At 68.0% G+C, this 17,034-nt stretch carries 15 protein-coding genes and 1 riboswitch; of the genes, 5 read left to right on the plus strand and 10 right to left on the minus strand.

Going from position 1 to position 17,034, the window contains the following annotated elements; all coding sequences use genetic code 11:
• Window positions 1-6: 6 nt before the first annotated feature.
• Window positions 7-774 carry a metallophosphoesterase gene (locus AB0B61_RS40560; RefSeq protein ID WP_358443972.1) on the minus strand — a complete coding sequence of 256 codons (768 nt, stop codon included), beginning with the start codon at window positions 772-774 and terminating at the stop codon, window positions 7-9.
• Window positions 775-877: 103 nt separating this feature from the next.
• Between AB0B61_RS40560 and AB0B61_RS40565 the strand changes: the two genes are divergently transcribed.
• Window positions 878-2,644: an AMP-dependent synthetase/ligase gene (locus AB0B61_RS40565; protein WP_358443975.1), complete on the plus strand. Its 1,767-nt coding sequence runs from the start codon at window positions 878-880 to the stop codon at window positions 2,642-2,644.
• Window positions 2,645-2,786: 142 nt separating this feature from the next.
• Window positions 2,787-3,158, plus strand: a complete 372-nt coding sequence (locus tag AB0B61_RS40570) for a hypothetical protein (RefSeq protein ID WP_358443978.1) — start codon at window positions 2,787-2,789, stop codon at window positions 3,156-3,158.
• A 50-nt stretch (window positions 3,159-3,208) separates the two neighbouring features.
• On the opposite strand, the gene AB0B61_RS40575 is transcribed toward AB0B61_RS40570, so the two are convergent.
• The 4 genes from AB0B61_RS40575 to AB0B61_RS40590 all read right to left on the minus strand — a co-directional run bounded on the left by AB0B61_RS40575 (window position 3,209) and on the right by AB0B61_RS40590 (window position 7,326).
• Window positions 3,209-4,036 carry a carbohydrate ABC transporter permease gene (locus tag AB0B61_RS40575; protein WP_357945026.1) on the minus strand — a complete coding sequence of 276 codons (828 nt, stop codon included), beginning with the start codon at window positions 4,034-4,036 and terminating at the stop codon, window positions 3,209-3,211.
• A complete protein-coding gene (locus tag AB0B61_RS40580) occupies window positions 4,036-4,986 on the minus strand; it encodes a sugar ABC transporter permease (protein WP_358443981.1) in 951 nt (316 codons plus the stop codon). Before AB0B61_RS40580 ends, AB0B61_RS40575 begins: the two co-directional genes overlap by 1 nt.
• 77 nt (window positions 4,987-5,063) lie before the next feature.
• Window positions 5,064-6,356: an extracellular solute-binding protein gene (locus AB0B61_RS40585; protein WP_358443983.1), complete on the minus strand. Its 1,293-nt coding sequence runs from the start codon at window positions 6,354-6,356 to the stop codon at window positions 5,064-5,066.
• Window positions 6,357-6,558: 202 nt separating this feature from the next.
• Window positions 6,559-7,326 carry a DeoR/GlpR family DNA-binding transcription regulator gene (locus AB0B61_RS40590; RefSeq protein ID WP_358443985.1) on the minus strand — a complete coding sequence of 256 codons (768 nt, stop codon included), beginning with the start codon at window positions 7,324-7,326 and terminating at the stop codon, window positions 6,559-6,561.
• A gap of 223 nt (window positions 7,327-7,549) precedes the next feature.
• Between AB0B61_RS40590 and AB0B61_RS40595 the strand changes: the two genes are divergently transcribed.
• From AB0B61_RS40595 to AB0B61_RS40605, 3 genes are read left to right on the plus strand one after another with little or no spacing between them, the layout of a single operon-like run.
• Window positions 7,550-8,839, plus strand: coding sequence for an ABC transporter substrate-binding protein (locus AB0B61_RS40595; protein ID WP_358443988.1), 1,290 nt, complete (start codon window positions 7,550-7,552; stop codon window positions 8,837-8,839).
• Window positions 8,839-9,711: a sugar ABC transporter permease gene (locus AB0B61_RS40600; protein WP_358443991.1), complete on the plus strand. Its 873-nt coding sequence runs from the start codon at window positions 8,839-8,841 to the stop codon at window positions 9,709-9,711. Before AB0B61_RS40595 ends, AB0B61_RS40600 begins: the two co-directional genes overlap by 1 nt.
• On the plus strand, window positions 9,708-10,625 hold the full coding sequence (locus AB0B61_RS40605; protein WP_358443994.1) for a carbohydrate ABC transporter permease: 918 nt from the start codon (window positions 9,708-9,710) through the stop codon (window positions 10,623-10,625). The genes AB0B61_RS40600 and AB0B61_RS40605 overlap by 4 nt, the downstream gene beginning before the upstream one ends.
• Here the strand turns inward: AB0B61_RS40605 and AB0B61_RS40610 are convergent.
• From AB0B61_RS40610 to AB0B61_RS40630, 5 genes are all read right to left on the minus strand, one after another.
• Window positions 10,622-11,707 (minus strand): glycosyltransferase family 4 protein, encoded by a 1,086-nt coding sequence (locus AB0B61_RS40610; protein WP_358443996.1) that lies wholly within the window; start codon window positions 11,705-11,707, stop codon window positions 10,622-10,624. The genes AB0B61_RS40605 and AB0B61_RS40610 overlap by 4 nt on opposite strands.
• Window positions 11,704-12,987: a M48 family metallopeptidase gene (locus AB0B61_RS40615; RefSeq protein WP_358443999.1), complete on the minus strand. Its 1,284-nt coding sequence runs from the start codon at window positions 12,985-12,987 to the stop codon at window positions 11,704-11,706. The genes AB0B61_RS40610 and AB0B61_RS40615 overlap by 4 nt, the downstream gene beginning before the upstream one ends.
• A gap of 323 nt (window positions 12,988-13,310) precedes the next feature.
• Complete coding sequence (locus tag AB0B61_RS40620; RefSeq protein WP_358444002.1) at window positions 13,311-14,306, minus strand: hypothetical protein; 996 nt, start codon at window positions 14,304-14,306, stop codon at window positions 13,311-13,313.
• 164 nt (window positions 14,307-14,470) lie between these two features.
• Entirely contained in the window at window positions 14,471-14,986 is a 516-nt protein-coding gene (locus AB0B61_RS40625) for a C40 family peptidase (protein ID WP_358444005.1), read from the minus strand.
• Between the two features lie 73 nt (window positions 14,987-15,059).
• Window positions 15,060-15,218: riboswitch (cyclic di-AMP (ydaO/yuaA leader) on the minus strand.
• A gap of 790 nt (window positions 15,219-16,008) precedes the next feature.
• Window positions 16,009-16,983 carry an NlpC/P60 family protein gene (locus tag AB0B61_RS40630; protein ID WP_358444007.1) on the minus strand — a complete coding sequence of 325 codons (975 nt, stop codon included), beginning with the start codon at window positions 16,981-16,983 and terminating at the stop codon, window positions 16,009-16,011.
• Window positions 16,984-17,034: the final 51 nt, after the last annotated feature.

Below are 17,034 nucleotides of genomic sequence, written 5' to 3' on the forward strand. Positions count from 1 at the left end.
GTCGGGTCACCATTCGAGGATGAACGGAACCCCCTTTCCCCGGAAATGACCCACGTTCACGCACTCGGTGCGCCCGATACGGGTGCGCCGGTGAAGTGGCTGGTGCACATGCCCGAACAGGGCGTAGCGCGGCTGCGTCCGCTTGATCGCCGCCAGTGTGGCCTCGCTGCCGCGCTCGAAGCGCCGGGCCACCACGTCGTACAGCAGCTCGGGCACCGCGGGCGGGATGTGACAGCACAGCACGTCCACCTCACCGACCGCCTCGACCTTGGCGGCGAACTCCTCGTCACTGATCTCGTACGGCGTGCGGTAGGTGGTCTTGAGCCCGCCGCCGACGAAGCCGAACCGCCAGCCGCCGATCTCCACGCTCTGGCCGTCGAGCACCTGGTGGCCGTCCTGGAGGTAGTCGGACCACAGTCGCGGGATGTCGACGTTGCCGTAGGTGAGGTAGGCGGGCGCGGGCATGGCCGCGAAGAGATCTTTGTACTGGGCGCGTACGTTGCGCTCGATGTGCTCGCGCGGGTCGCCGTCGAGGGTGGACCACAGCCGCGCCGACAGGGCTCTGGCCTCGTCGAAGCGCTTGGCCGTGCGCAGCGCGATGAACTCCGCGGCCCGCTCGGCGCCGAACAGGTCCGGGAAGATGCCCTGCGCGTGGTCGTCGTAGTCGATGAAGAGGATCAGATCACCGAGGCAGATCAGCGCGTCGGCCCCCGCCGCCGCGCCGGCCAGCGCGTCCGCCCTGCCGTGTACGTCGCTGATGACATGGACCCTCATGCGGGAAATCCTATGAGAGTGGCTGCTAGCGTGAGAATGACCCCTACCCGTGGGTAATTCAACGCGATAGCGTCCAGGCGGTCCCCCGAACAGGAGTTGATTCGTGCGCGAGTACAGCGTCCCGGTGCTGGTCGACGTACCTGCCTCCGCGAGCCTGCCCGACACGGTCTTCAGACGGGCCGAGCAGGAGCCCGGCGCGGTCGTCATGCGGCGCAAGTCAGGCGCCGGCTGGCCCGCCGTCACCGCGTCCGAGTTCCGCGACCAGGTGGTCGAGCTGGCCAAGGCGCTGATCGCGGCCGGCATCGAGCACGGTGACCGGGTCGCGCTCATGTCGCGTACCCGCTACGAGTGGACGCTGATCGACTACGCGATCTGGTCGATCGGCGCGGTCACCGTGCCGATCTACGAGACGTCGGCGGTCGAGCAGGTCAAGTGGATCCTGTCCGACAGCGAGGCCAAGGCGGTGTTCGTCGAGCTCGACGCGCACGAGGAGACCGTGCGCGAGGCCGCGCCCGGCCTGAAGCCGATCTGGCGCGTCGACGAGACCCTCGACGGCTCCGAGGTGACGGACGCGGCCTTCGAGGAGCGGCGCGCCCGGGTCGGCTCGGCCGACCTGGCCACGGTCGTCTACACCTCCGGCACCACCGGCCGGCCCAAGGGCTGCCGGATCACGCACGACAACCTGCTGTTCACCGCCCGCAACGTGGTGGCGGGTCCCCTGGAGTCGCTCTTCGCCGGCAAGTCGCCGGCGGCGCTGCTGTTCCTGCCGCTCGCGCACATCTTCGCCCGCATGATCCAGGTCGCCATCATCGAGGCGGGCGCGATCCTGGCCCACACCCCGAACATGAAGAACGTGGCGCCGGACCTGGCCGAGTTCCAGCCGACGTTCCTGCTCGGCGTGCCCCGCGTGTTCGAGAAGGTCTACAACGGCGCCGAGCAGCGGGCCATCGCCGGCGGCAAGGGCGCGATCTTCGCCCGCGCCGCCGACACCGCCGTCGCGTGGAGCAAGGCCGAGAGCTCCGGCGGCGCGGGCCTGGGCCTGCGCCTGCGGCACGCCCTGTTCGACCGGCTGGTGTACGGCAAGCTCCGCACGGCCACGGGCGGCCGGCTGACGGCGGCGGTGTGCGGCGGCTCGGCCCTAGGCGACCGGCTCGGTCACTTCTTCAAGGGCGTCGGCATCGAGGTGTTCGAGGGCTACGGCCTGACCGAGACCTCGGCGCCCTGCTCGGTCAACATGCCGGGCGCCAACAAGATCGGCACGGTCGGCAAGCCGCTGCCCGGCGTGTCGATCCGCATCGCCGACGACGGCGAGATCCTGGCCAAGGGCCGCCACGTCTTCCACGGCTACTGGCACAACGACCAGGCGACGGACGACGCGATCGACGCCGACGGCTGGTACCACACGGGCGACGTGGGCGAGCTCGACGCCGACGGCTACCTGCGCATCACGGGACGCAAGAAGGAGATCCTGGTGACGGCGGCGGGCAAGAACGTCGCCCCCGGCCCGCTGGAGGACGCGCTCCGCGCGCACCCGCTGATCTCCCAGGCCATGGTCGTCGGCGACGGGCGGCCGTTCGTGGCGACGCTGATCACTCTGGACCCGGAGGCGCTGGACCACTGGAAGACGGTCAACGGCCTGCCGACGGCTACGCTGAGTGAGCTTTGCACGGATCCGCGCGTACTGGCGGAGATGCAGAAGGCCGTCGACACGGCCAATCTGACGGTGTCCAAGGCGGAGCAGATCAAGAAGTTCGTCATCCTGGACGTGGACATCACCGAGGACAGCGGGCACCTGACGCCGACCCTGAAGATCAAGCGCAACGTGGTGATGCGAGACTTCGCCAAGGATGTGGACGCTCTGTATAAATGACTACGCTGGGTATAGAAACCGCTACCCGTTGTCCCAGATTCTCTGGACGCTCTTGACGCCACCCCGCTAGCCTGAAAAAGCAATCGGGACCGGAGATCTGATACATCCCCGGTCCCTACCTTCAAAGGTAGGGGAGATAACGGTGAGCATCAAGGAAGCGGGTATGCAGTTCATCGGCAGCATCGAGAACGAATTCGTCCGGATAGGGGCCGACCAGATGGAGATGGGTCAGCAGCTCACTGAGCGCATCAACGGCGTCGCGGACCGGGTCAAGACACTGGACGGCAAGGTCACCGTCCTGGACGGCAAGGTCGTCGTCCTGGACGCCAAGGTCACCGCCCTGGACACCAAGGTCACCTCCATGCAGGCGTCGATAGACGAGCTCCAGGCCCGACAGGCAACGATGCAGACGTCGATAGACGGGCTCCAGGCCGGACAGGCGTCGATGCAGCAGACCCAGACGGAGATGATGCACATCCTCGTCGCCATCCAGCGCAAGCTCGACGTCAACTAACCAGCAACGCGAACGGCCCCCGGCACCACGCGCCGGGGGCCGTTCGCGTGTCAGCCCTTCGTCGCCCCGCCCGTGAGCCCCTTGACGAACTGCTTCTGCAGCAGCAGGTAGAACACCAGGATCGGCAGCGTGGCCAGGAACATGAGCGCGAACATCCCGCCGAAGTCCGCCGCGTACTGCCCGAGCGACTTGTAGATGCCCGTCATGATCGTCGTACCCTCGCGCGGCCCATAGATGATCAGCGGGTTGAGGAAGTCGTTCCAGATCCACACCCCGAGGAAGATCAGCACGCTGGCCGTCGCCGGGCGCAGCAGCGGGAAGACGATCTTCCAGAACGTCTGCCACCGCGTGGCCCCGTCGATGGCCGCGGCCTCCTCCAGTTCCCGCGGCACGCCCTTCATGAAGCCGGAGAAGACGAAGACCCCGAACGGCACGTAGTAACCGACGTTGAAGAGTACGAGGCCCTGCAGCGTCGACATCAGCCCGAGCGCCTTGAGCACCTGCGTGATCGGGATGAGGATCACCTGCGGCGGGATCATCAGCCCGCACAGCAGCAGGACCATGATCACCCGTGACCACCAGGTGTTCTGCCTGGCCAGGTAGTGGCCGAGCATGGCCGACAGCACCGTCAGGATGATGATCGACAGCGAGGTGACCAGGACGCTGGTGCGCAGCGACGACCAGAAGAGGCTGTCCGGGCTGGTCAGCACCCGGATCAGGTTGTCGAAGGTGGGCGGGATCGGCAGCGACATGGCGCCGCTGGCGACCTGCCGGCTCTCCTTGAAGACGTTGATCAGTGCGATGTACAGGGGGATGAAGAACACCCCGCCGACGACCAGCGCGACCAGCGGGCGCAGCCATGGCACGGTGGAGCGCATCAGAGCTGCACCTCCCTGCGCTGCAGCACGCGCAGCGTGATCACCGACAGCAGAGCGATGACGATCAGCATGACGACGGCCTCCGCCGAGGCGTAGCCGGTGCGGTTCTCCACGAACCCCTCCTGCAGGATGACGAGCGCCACGCTCGCGGTCGTCCCCGTACCGGGACCGCCGTTGGTGATCACCTTCACGTGGTCGAAGATCTTGAACGCGGAGATCAGCAGGACGACCGTGTTGATGGTGAGCGCGGGCGCCAGCAGCGGCCAGGTGACACTCCAGAACCTGCGCGCCGGGCCCGCGCCGTCGATCGCCGCCGCCTCGGCCAGTTCCTGGGGTACGCCCTGGAGCCCGGCGAGATAGACGACCACGCAGAAGCCGAGCATCTGCCAGCAGACGATCGACGACAGCGAGTAGAGCGCGATGTCCGGGTCGGACAGCCAGCCCGGCGGCTCACTGACGCCCAGCGCCCTGAGCGCCTGGTTGATCGGCCCGTCGTCGGCGAGGATGCGCGTCCAGATGACGCTGATGACCACGGAGCTGATCACCATCGGGGTGAAGAAGACACTGCGCAGCGCGTTGTACAGCCAGCCGCGGCGGTCGAGGAGCACCGCGATGGCCACGCCCAGGACGTTCGGCACGATGACGACGATCAGCGTGAGGATCGTGGTCACCCGCAGTGACTGCAGGAACGTCTCGTCCTGCAAGAGCAACTGGTAGTTGCGCAGCCCGACGAAGTGCGTCTTGGGCCGCAGCAATGCCTGGTCGGTCAGGCTGTAGCCGAAACTGAGCGTGATCGGCAGCACGACGAGGCAGAAGTAGATGAGCGTGCCGGGCGCGGCGAACGACAGGAAATGCCACAGCCCGGCCCCTTTGCCGCCCGGCCGTCGCCGGCGTACTCGGGCCTGCGCGTGGCCGGGCTTGTGATGGTGGATGGTGGTGCCAGCGGCCATCAGGCCAGACCCCTCCTGGTCGGAATCGGACCCCGGTCAGATCGGGGGGCGGGCGCTCGGCGGCCCGCCCCGCCGGATCAGCCGGACTTCTCCCACTCGGTGTCGAGGAAGGCCAGTGCCTGGTCGACCGTCTTCTTGCCGCTGACCAGGTCCTGCGCCGTGGACCAGAACTTGCCCTGCATGCCCGGCAGCATCGCCGTGTCCCCGGCCTCCCAGCTGAACGCGGGGACGGTCGCCTTCTCGGTCAGCGCCTTCTGCCACAGGTCGTAGACGGCCTTGAACACCGGGCCCGTGTCCGACGGAGGCGTGTAGCCCTTGATCGCCGGGAAGAGCGCGTCGGCCTTGACCGAGGCATCCAGGTTCTCCTTGGTGAGCTGGAAGGCCAGCGCGAACTTCTTGGCCGCGGCCATGTTCTTGGCCGTCGCGCTGACGGACAGCCCGCCGCCGGTGAAGGTCGGCATGTGCAGGGCGCCGTCGTCGCCGGGCCAGGCGAAGACCCCGATGTCGTCCTTCATGGGCGAGCCGTCGGCCGCGGCGGCGAACCAGCTGCCCATCGGGTACATCGCGCCCTTGCCGCCGAGGAAGGCCTCCTGCGTCTTGGGATAGTCCTGCCCGATCTGCCGCTTGTCGAGGTAGCCCTTGGCGGCCAGGTCGGTGAACTTCTGCGTGGCGGCCTTCATGGCCGGGTCGGTGGCGAACTTCACCTCGCCGTTGCGCCGCTTGGTCATCCAGTCGGGCGTCTTGGCGTACAGGTCCGTGGCCAGGATGGCGGTCCACGGCTGGGAGGTGACGAACACGCCGCCCGACACGAACGGGGTGATGCCCTTGGCCTTCAGCTTCTCGGCGTCGGCCAGCAGGTCGGCGTAGGTCTTCGGCGGCTCGGCGATGCCGGCCTTCTGGAACAGCTTCTTGCTGTAGTAGACGTTCGGGATCGTCTGCGTGTTGGTCGGCAGCTGGAGGACCTTCCCATTGACCGCGCCACAGGTCGGGCAGAGGAAGTCCTTGAGCTCATCCGGCGTCCACGTGGCCAGGCTCGGCTCCAGGGCGATCAGGTCCTGCATGCCGATCTGTACGTCGGGCAGCTGCCCCGAGGCGGCCAGCTGCTTGGCGTAGTCGTTGCGCTCGGACTCCGAAGGCGCGGCGACCAGCTCGACCTCCAGGTCGGGGTTGGCCTTGGTCACCAGATCGACCTGGGCCTTCCAGTACGACTCCGGCAGGTTCGGCGAGGGGAACACCAGGAAGGAGACCTTCTGCTTGCCGCCGGAAGCCGGCGCCGAGGACTGGTCTCCACTGGGCGAACTGCTTGAGCAGGCACTAAGCACGAGAGCCACGGCGAGGGTCGTCGCCCCGGCCGCGAACAGCTTATTCACTGTGCCACCCTTCTCACTCATCCGATCATTCGATGGGGGCGCGAAATGATGCGTGTGAATAGGTAGGACCACTACTAGGGGTAACAGCTAAGCACTGCAAAGATAAGGCTTGATCCCACAGAAAGGTAGGATCACTCTGGCTCAGCGCATGCCATGTGATCGGATTGGTATGCGGGGACCGCCAGTCCCGGCTCCACCAAGATCAAACGATGACCAGCTCGCCCGCCTGCTCGGACAGCGCGGTCCTGGCCGACTCGGGCAGCCCGCCGTCGGAGATCACCACGTCGGCCTCGCTGAGCCGGGCGATCGTGCTGATGCCCACGGTCCCCCACTTGGTGTGATCGGCCAGCACGACCAGGCTGCTCGCGGCCTCGACCAGGGCGCGGTCGGTCTCGGCCTCCATCATGTTCGGCGTGGTGAACCCGGCCCGCGTGGTCATCCCGTGCACGCCCAGGAACAGCACGTCCACATTGAGCAGCCGGATCGCGGCCACCGCCACCGGGCCGACGAGCGCGTCCGAGGGAGTACGCACGCCGCCCGTCAGCACCACCGTCTGGTCCGGCCGGCCTCCGTGCTGGAAGACGTCGGCGATGCGCACCGAGTTGGTCACCACGGTCAGGCCGGGCGTGGTCACCAGCTGGTGGGCGAGCGTCCAGGTCGTGGTCCCGGCCGAGAGCGCCACGGCGGTGCCCGGGAACACCAGCTCGGCGGCGCGGCGGGCGATGACCAGCTTCTCGTCCTCCTGCTGGCCCGACTTGGCGGCGAAGCCGGGCTCGTCGGTCGAGCCGGCGCCGATGACGGTCGCGCCGCCGTGCACCTTGGCCAGCAGCCCCCGCTCGGCCAGCAGTTCGAGGTCGCGGCGGATCGTGATGTCCGAGACGCCGAACTCGCGCACCAGGTCGACCACCTTGACAGCACCGTTCAGCCGTACGAGCTCCAGAATCGTCTGCTGTCGCTGGACGGCGAGCATCGCATCACCCAGTTCCCAACAGTTTCCCGACATTTCTCGACATGCCATTCGGACGCATCATGACACGCCACCTGCGGATTTCAAGGCCCGTGCTGGGTTGTGGTGGTTCGTGGGCGGCATTCGACATCAAATCGTGCGTTGACAGCTGGTTGAGTGTGCTCTTCTCTGAAGGAAATCGAGCGAATTCGGGGGAATGTGAGGGTCCTGGCAAGGAGGAACCACCATGGTCCAACGTCTGCCGATCTCCCGTCGCAACCTGCTGCTCGGCGCGGCCGCCACCTTCGGCGTCCCCGCTGTCCTGGCCGGCTGCGGCTCCAGCCAGCCCGCCGCGCCGCCGGGTGGTAAGTCGTCCGGAAACCTGGGCACGGTCACGTTCGGTTCCAACGCCTCGGACGAAATCCCCAAGAAGTCCCTCGAAACCGTGTTAAAGGGCTTCACTCAGGCCCAGGTGAAGATCAATACCGTCGACCACAACACCTTCCAGGAGAACATCAACCGCTACCTCAAAGGCACGCCGGACGATGTCTTCACCTGGTTCGCCGGATATCGCATGCAGTTCTTCGCCGAGCAGGGGCTCGCGACGGACATCTCGGATGTGTGGCAGGAGATCGGGAGCGACTACACCCCGGCCTTCAAGGCCGCCTCGACGGGCACCGATGGCAAGCAGTACTTCGTGCCGTTCACGTACTATCCGTGGGCCGTCTTCTATCGCAAGAGCGTGTGGCAGGAGAAGGGCTACGAGCCGCCCAAGACGCTGGACGAGTTCACCGCGCTGGCCAAGAAGATGAAGGCCGACGGGCTGATCCCGATCGGGTTCGCCGACAAGGACGGCTGGCCCGCGATGGGCACGTTCGACATCATCAACATGCGGACGAACGGCTACGACTTCCACATCTCGCTCATGGCCGGCAAGGAGTCGTGGACCGACCCCAAGGTCAAGCAGGTCTTCGACACCTGGCGCGGGCTGATGGAGTATCACCAGCCCGCCGCGCTGGGCCGTACCTGGCAGGAGGCCGGGCAGGCGCTGCAGCAGAAGAAGACCGGCATGTACCTGCTCGGCATGTTCGTCGCCCAGCAGTTCCCGGAGAACGAGCGCGACGACATCGACTTCTTCACCTTCCCCGAGATCAACCCGGCCTACGGCACCGACTCCATCGACGCGCCCATCGACGGCTACATGATCTCCGGCAAGGCCAAGAACGTCGACGGGGCCAAGGCCGTGCTCAAGCACCTGGCCCAGGGCAGCTCGCAGAACATCGCCACCAAGCTGGACCCGGGCACGCTGGCCTCCAGTTCCAAGGCCGACACCAGCGGTTACAGCACGTTGCAGAAGCGCGGCGCGGAGCTGGTGTCCAAGGCGACGCACCTCGCCCAGTTCCTCGACCGGGACACCCGGCCCGACTTCGCCTCGACCGTGATGATCCCGTCGCTGCAGTCGTTCGTCGGCAAGCCGAACGAGATCGACTCCTTGCTGTCGAGCATCGAGAAGCAGAAGACCAACATCTTCCGCTGATGGCCGCCAAGACCCGTCGCTACTCCGCCCGCGACGTGACCATCCTGGTCATCGGGCTGGGGGTGGCCATCATCGTCAACGTGGGCCTCATCTGGGGGCCCACGCTGGCCTCCATCGGGCTGTCGGGCACCGACTGGAACGGCATCAAGCCGATGGAGTGGGTGGGTGGCCGCAACTACACCGACCTGGTCAACGACTATCCGCCGTTCTGGTCGGCCATCCGTAACAACGTGCTCTGGCTGGGCTTCCTCGGCCTGGTCGCGACGCCGTTCGGGCTGTTCTGCGCGGTGCTGCTGGACCGGCGGCTGCGGCTGTCGCGCGTGTACCAGAGCGCGCTGTACACGCCGGTCGTGCTGTCGCTGGCCGTGGTGGGGTTCATCGCGCAGCTCGTCTACTCCTCCGACTACGGCGTGCTGAACGCGGTGACCGGGCTGACCGTGGACTGGCTGGGCGACCGGTCGATCAACATCTGGGTGGTCATGGTGGCGGCCGGCTGGCGGCACGTCGGGTACGTGATGATCATCTATCTGGCCGGGCTGAAGGCGGTCGATCCCGCGCTCAAGGAGGCGGCCGCGATCGACGGGGCCAACGAGGCGCAGGCGTTCTTCCGGGTGGTGTTCCCGACGCTGCGGCCGGTCAACGTGATCGTGCTGGTGATCACGGTGATCGAGGCGCTGCGCGCGTTCGACATCGTCTACGCCATCAACAAGGGCAGGAACGGGCTGGAGCTGCTGTCGGTGCTGGTCACCGAGAACATCGTGGGCGAGGCGAGCCGCATCGGGTTCGGCTCGGCCATCGCGGTGATCCTGCTGGCGATCACGCTCGGGTTCATCGTCACCTACCTGTCCCAGCTGTTCAGGGAGGAACGATGACGCTCACCGCGCCCATCACCACGCCCCCGGTCCAGGATCGGCGGGAGCCGGTGCGCCGCCGGGCGCGCCCGCTGCGGATCCTGCTGCACGTCTTCCTCGGCCTCGTGGCACTGGGCTGGGTCCTGCCGCTCGCGCTGGCGCTCTACGCCTCGCTGCGCCCGTACGACGAGACCGCGCGGCTGGGGTACTTCTCGCTGCCCGAGCACCTGACGCTGGACTACTACGGGCAGGCGTGGAGCCAGGCCGACCTGCCCCGCTACTACCTCAACACGCTGATCATCGTGATCCCGGGCGTGCTGATCACGCTGTTCATGGCGTCGTTCACCGCGTTCGCGATCGCGCGGCTGCGCATTCCGGGGCGCAAGGCGCTGCTGATCACGTTCACGGCGGGCAACCTGCTGCCGCCGCAGGTGCTCATCACCCCGCTCTACACCCTCTACACGCTCGTGCCGCTGCCCTCGTGGCTGTCGGACTCGCAGTCGCTGTACGACTCCTACCTCGGGCTGATCCTGGTGCATGTGGCGTTCCAGTTCGGCTTCTGCGTGTTCGTCATGTCGAACTTCATGCGCACGATCCCGGAGGAGATCACCGAGGCGGCGCTGGTCGACGGGGCCAGCGTGTGGCGCCGCTACTGGCAGCTCACGCTGCCGCTGTGCCGCCCGGTGCTGGCGGCGCTGGCCACGCTGGAGTTCACCTTCATGTACAACGACTTCCTGTGGGCGCTGGTGCTGATGTCGTCGGGCGACAAGCTGCCCGTCACCTCGGCCCTGAACAACCTGCGCGGTCAGTTCTTCACCGACTACAACCTGCTGGCGGCCGGCTCGATGCTGGTCGCGCTGCCGACGCTGATCGTCTTCCAGATGCTGCACAAGCAGTTCGTCGCCGGACTCACGCTGGGGGCCACCAAGGGCTAGAGGAGCGCGTGGAAGCGGGCGGCGACCTGGTCCCAGGTCCACTCGCCGGCGATCCAGTCACGGCCCCGGGCACCCATCTTCCGGGCCCGTTCGGGGTCGCCGAGCAGCTCGATCAGGGCCGCGGCGACCTCGGCCACGTCGGTGCCGTCGACCACGAGGCCGGTCTCGCCGTGCCGTACCGCGTCCGGGGCGCCGCCGGACGCGCCCGCGACGACCGGCAGGCCGGTCGCCGACGCCTCCAGGAACACGATCCCCAGCCCCTCCACATCGACGCCGCCCAGCCGGGTACGGCACGGCATCGCGAACACGTCGGCGGCGGCGTAGTAGCCGGCCAGGCTCCCCGCCGGGACCGTACCGGTGAAGCGGACGGACTCCTGCCCCCGCGCCAGCTTCTCCAGCCTCTTGCGGTACGGCCCGCCGCCCACGAACAGCAGCACCGACTCCGGCACCGCCCGCAGCACCCGGGGCCAGGCCCGGATGAGCTGGTCCTGGCCCTTGCGCGGCACCAGTCTCGACACGCAGATCACCACGGGCCGCCCGGCCAGCCCGAGCTCGGCCTTGACCGCAGCCGGGTGGAACTGGCCGGTGTCCACGCCCGGTGCCAGCCGTACCAGCTTGGCCGGCGAGATCGCGGCGGCCAGCCGGGCGCGCGTGTACTCGCCGAGGTAGGTCACCACGTCGGCGTGCGCGCCGATCCTGCGCAGCGCCCCGCGGAACAGCGGCGCGCTCGCCCATGACGCCTCGTGGCCGTGGGTGAGCATCACCACGCGCCGCGCGCCGGCCGCCCGTAACCCCGGCGCGAGCAGGCCCAGCGGGGCCGCCGAGCCGAACACCACGGTGTCCGCCCGCTGCTCGGCCAGCAGGCGGGCGGCCCGGCGGGCGACCGCCGGGGTCGGCAGCATGAGCGAGGTGGGGTGACGGACGATCCGGTACGGCTGGCGGCGGTCGAACTCCGCGCACCCCTGCCAGGCCGGAGCGTAGACGGCCACGCCGGGGGTGCGCAGGGCCAGCCCGTGCACGAACGACTGGATGCCGCCCGGGCGGGGCGGGAAGTCGTTCGTGACGATGAGCACACCGGTCACGGCTGCTGCTGGCCGTTCAGCGCGGCCCACTCCCGGGCCATGGCGAGGCGTTCGGGACCGGAGGGGTGTGATGCATAGAGGGCATACTCCACCGGATCCGGCGACAAGTCGGAAATATTGGTGATTGCCAGGCGTTTCTGCATCGAGATAAACGTGGCCGGGTCCTTCGTGAGGTTCAGGGCGTGGAGGTCGGCGCGGGCCTCGATGTGGCGGCTGATCACGTTCTGGGCCGGCCCCGAGAGGACCGTGGCCAGGCTCATCAAGCCCATGATCACTCCCACCGCCCGCGGGTCGGCCGCCGAGGCGATGCCCGTACGCCGCCGCAGCATGCCCAGGAGCAGGAACAGCAGGATCGTCCCGAACGCGGCGCCCAGCCCGGCCACCAGCGTGCCGACCAGCACGTCCCCGTACTTGGCGTGGCCCAGCTCGTGCGCCACGACCAGCTCGACCTCGGACTGCGGAGCCCTGAGCAGCGTGTCGTACACGACGATCCGGCGCGTGGCGCCGAAACCGGAGACGTAGGCGTTGAGCGCGTTCGTCCGGCGGGAGGCGTCGGCGATCAGCACGTCCTCGACCGGGACATGGGCGCGCTCGGCCAGCATCATCAGGTTGGCCCTGAGCGCGCCACCCGGCATCGGGCGGAAGTCGTTGAACAGCGGCTCGAACACGACCGGATACACGAACGAGGCCACCAGGGTGAACGCGAACGCGCCCGCGGCGGCCGGGATCCACCAGCGCCGCAGCCACCTGGCCAGTGCCACCACGACCAGCACCATGATGGATTGCAGCACCACGTTCACGGCCAGGCTCTTGAGCCGGTCGCCGGTCCAGCCGGCCCAGTCCTGCGTGGACAGGCCGTAGTCGCGCAGCTGCACCTCGTACCAGATGCCCAGGGGCCACCTGATCGCCTCGACGATCGCGGTCAGCACCACGACTCCGAGCACGACCCGCACCCACCACGGCCCGCGCAGCCGGCCCAGCACCTTGGCGCCGAACGGCGTGAGCACGAGCAGCCCCGCGAACAGCACGGTCAGCCCGAGCGACAGGTAGCTGGGCAGGCTCGTGGCCGCGTCGAAGGCGGCGGCTCTGGCGATCTCGGCGGCACTGAAGTCGCGCGCCGGGTCCGGCGTCACCGTGGGGGTGCCCGAGGGCATGACCCGCCAGGGCGTCGTGAACGCCACCACGGCCAGGATCACCACGCCGAGAACGACCAACGCCCAACCGGCCCCGGCCCGGCCGACCTCGACGTCCCCACGGTCCGCGACCCAGCCACCTGACACGGCACGGTCGCTTGGCGCGGCCCCGTCGCTTGGTACCGCACGGTCGCTTGACGCGGCACGGTCGCTTGGTATCGCACGGTCGCTTGACGCCGCTCGGTCGCTTGGTACCGAACGGTCGTCTGGCGCGGTGCCCTCGCCTGAGGTGGCGGAGTCGCCTGAGGTGGCGGCCTCGCCGGATGGCCCAGGTGGCGCGGCCGGCCGGGCGGGCGACCCGGACGGTGCGGCCGGCTCGCCGGACGGAGGTGCCGGGTGCTGATCGGAGCCCGCGTCGTCGTCAGGCGGCATGTCGTCGGTGCCCTGCAGATCTTCCATCCGCGTTCCCCTTACGCAAGCTGGTCCCGCACGTAGTCGCGCCACCGTGCCGTCAGCGTCTCTGCCGAGAGCCCGAGTCCGGTGAGCCCCCGGTCGATGCCACCCGTCTGAGCATCACGGTAGAGCCTCACCAGAGTCCCCTCACCGAACCGCTCGGCGATGAAGCGACACGCCAGCCACGCCTCCTGGTACGCCCGTGCCAGGCGTTCAGGCTCCCGAGCGGACGGTGCGAATGCCGCAGGCCCCGGCAATTCGCCCGGCACACGCCCCGCCCGCACCTCGGCGGCCAACTCGGCGGCGGCCACCCGGACCGGCAACCCCGCGTCCCGGTAGCCCACGTAGTCGGCGAACCCCTCATAAAGCCATACCGGCAACCGCTTCGTCCCGGCCGCGACGTGAGTGAGCTCGTGCGTGAGCACGATGTCCCGCCCGGTCGGGGTCAGCCGGGCGAAGTTCTCGGGCACCACGACCACCCTCCCGCCATCGGCCACCGCCGCCAGCCCGTCGACACTCCCCACCCCGGCCACCCGGGCAGCCTCGGCCGCCGAGCCGGGCACGAGCACCACGGGCCGCACCGGCTGGCCGAGCACGGCGGAGACCCGCGCTCCGGCGGCATCAGCCCTGCGCGCCAGGTCTCGGAGCGACTCGGACGCCGCGTGCTGACCGACGACAACCGAACGCACACCCCGTACGACCTCGGCGCCGTCCCCCCAGAGGCCCCGCGCCTCCGCCGGAAGCTCACGATCACCGGCCGCCAGGGTTGGGACGGTCGCGGACTGATCGAGACTGCCAGAGGGAAGACCGCGATCCGACGCAGACCGATCGGGCCCACCGGACGGCAGACCACGAACCGACGCGGGCCGATCGGGCCCACCGGTCGACAGGTCACGAACCGCTGCCGAGAGGTCGCCCGTCGCCGGAATTCGGTGCGGGGCGGCGCTGGCCGAGGCGAGGGCCAGGAGCAGCACCCCCACCACCAAGACTCGGCGGCTCACCTGCACGGACACGTTCCCCGATCGTAGTCGCCCCGCGCCGCGGACCGGCCGTCGCGGAGAGGCCAGGCTCGTGGTCGCGAAGAACGTCGTCACGGAGAGACCCGGAACACGCGAAGGTCCCGTCCCAGCTGGGACGGGACCTTCGTGACGGTCTTGCAGGCCAGATCAGGCCGGACTTACAGGCCGGGACGCACCGCGCCCACGAACGACGCCTTGCGCCATCCGCTGAGCTTCTCGACGCGCACCGTCGAACCCGTCCTCGGCGAGTGGACCATCTTGCCGTTGCCGACATACATGCCCACATGGCCGAGCCCATGGAAGAACAGCAGGTCACCTGGCTTCAGATTCTTCCAGGAGACCTTCTTCTTGATGCGGGCGAACTGGCTGTTCGTCACGCGCGGGATCTTGACACCGGCCTTCTTCCAGGCGTACTGGACGAGACCGGAGCAGTCGAAGGAACCAGGTCCTGTGGCCCCGTAACTGTAGGGGTCACCGATCTGGTCCTTGGCCACGGCGACGGCCGTGCGGGCCTTCACCTTTTGCCGAGCGACCGCTGTCTGTTGCGCGACCTTCTTCACGGAACTGACGGCTTTCGCCGCTGTATTAGTTCCGGAAACTTCGGCCGCATCACGCGTTGTCGCCGCCTGCGCCGTCGGGGCAGGGAGGACCAAACCTCCGGCCGCCACGGTCATCGTGAGCGCTGCGCCACTCAGGGCAATGCGGGACAGACGGGGGTTACTGGGGGAGGTAGACAGGATTTCTCCTTGGAGCTTCCACGAACGCCTACCGGGTTAGCTGACGGATTCGGGCCTGGAAGTCGCCCTACGGCGCGATACGCGCCGATTCACCCCTGATCCCGAGGGCGGGATCGCTGGGTCCCCGGCTCCGTGCCTCCTGGCTGCACGGACTCGGCAGGCCACCGCCACGTAATGACAAATGGAAAGGCGGTGACCTAACGGATTTCTTATCTGTCCACATCGGGGACCCGATGGAGAGTCGCGACGCCATGGCTTGTTCGCCGCGACGCCAGAAGTTACGCCCTTGAGTAACGCGCTGGCAAAGCCGTCATGGGGTTGTCAGGATCACTCAGAGGTGTCAGTAAAGTCCCGAACCGCAGCTGGAGTGCCGGGTTATGTTACTCAAATGTGACCCTTCTCACACTTGACGACACAGTGATCTGTCAGGTCCCTTTTGTCACTCTTGTCACACTGGTCCCGCTAGTAACACGCCTGAGGGTCCGGTGATCGTGTCGCGGCTGCGCGGAATTGGGCGTCGCGAGGGTCGCAGACGGGCCGAGATCAGTGATCGTCGTCACCGGCCGAAGGCATCGAGCAGCGTTCAGCCGATCCGACCAGCGGTATCGACCTGCGCGCCGAGGTCCGTTGACCAGCAAATCGGGGTCAGTTGAACAGCCGGTCGGGTTCCGCCGAACAAGCGACCGAAGCCCGTTGAACAGCCGATCGGAGCCCGTTGACCACCAGGCCGGGTCCGTTGACCAGCAAGCCGGTGAGTCCACATGGACCGCCAAGTGCCCATCGGCGGACCATCCGGTCCATGGCCACCTAAAGCCACGGACCGGGGCCAAGAGGGCGCACGTCACGGCGCCCAGCGCGCCCCACCGGAGGAGCGTGTCCCTGGACAGAGCCCAGCCACGGACGGCGGATGGGGCCCACCGTGCTTGCCGTACAGGAAATAAGTGAGCGCCAGAAAGGCCCTACGGACGGATAGCTCCCACCAGGGTGCCGCCGTAGGAAGACAGGGTGACGACTTTGACCACGTCGCCGGTCTGGGGGGCATGCACGATCTGCCCATTGCCCGCATAAATGCTGACATGTCCAAGACCCGAGCTGAAGATCAGGTCGCCAGGCTGCAGGTCCTTCAGATCCACCTTGCGGGCCGAGCCCCAGGCCCACTGCTGCCACGTGGTGCGGGGCAGCGAGACGCCCCCTGCGCGCCACGACGCCTGCGTGAGGCCCGAGCAGTCCCAGCCGCGCGGTCCCGTGCCGCCGAACACATACGGCTTGCCCACCTGCGCGTAGGCGAACCTGAGCACCGCCGCGGCGTTGCCGGAGGCCGAGCCCGTGTACTTGATGCCGGTGCTGTTGGGGTCACCGGTCTTGTAGGCGCCGAGCTTCTCCAGCAGCTTCTTCTGCTTCGCGATCAGCTTGCGGACCTCCGAGCGCTCCTTCTCGACCCCGTCGCGCTCCTTGTCGGCCGCCTGCAGCGCCGTCTCGGCCTTGTCGCGCTCGTCCTTGAGCCCGCGGTTCTCGCGGTCGAAGGCCGCCAGCCGTGCCACCTTCTCCTCCGACAGCTGTCCCGCGAGCGCCATGCTGCCCAGCAGGCCCGTGGGATCCGACTGGCCGATCATCGTAGGCCAGGAGGTGGAGTCGGGGCCGCGCGTGTAGGTGTCGACGGCCATCTCAATGACCTGGGCGCGCAACGTGGCGACCGTCTCCAGCTTGCGCTTGTAGCTGGCGTTCAGCTTGCCGTACTCGCCTTGGGCCGCCTTGTACTTCTCAGTCGCCGTATTGTAGCGGTCGACGACCTTGTCGGCCTGGTCGTTCAGCTTCTTGAGCTTGGCTTTCGCCTGTTTGATCGTGGGCTTCGGCGCGGCCAGTGCCTCGCTTGTGGGGAAAAGCAGCAGTCCGATCGCGAGTCCCGCGGCCAGTGACACCCGGCCAAACGTCACAGTGTCGCCTCCAGGGGAATATATCTGGGGCGAAATGGTACAGAAGTGGCG

Origin of the sequence: Nonomuraea sp. NPDC049158 (assembly GCF_040648335.1) — a bacterium.
Classification (GTDB): Bacteria; Actinomycetota; Actinomycetes; order Streptosporangiales; family Streptosporangiaceae; genus Nonomuraea.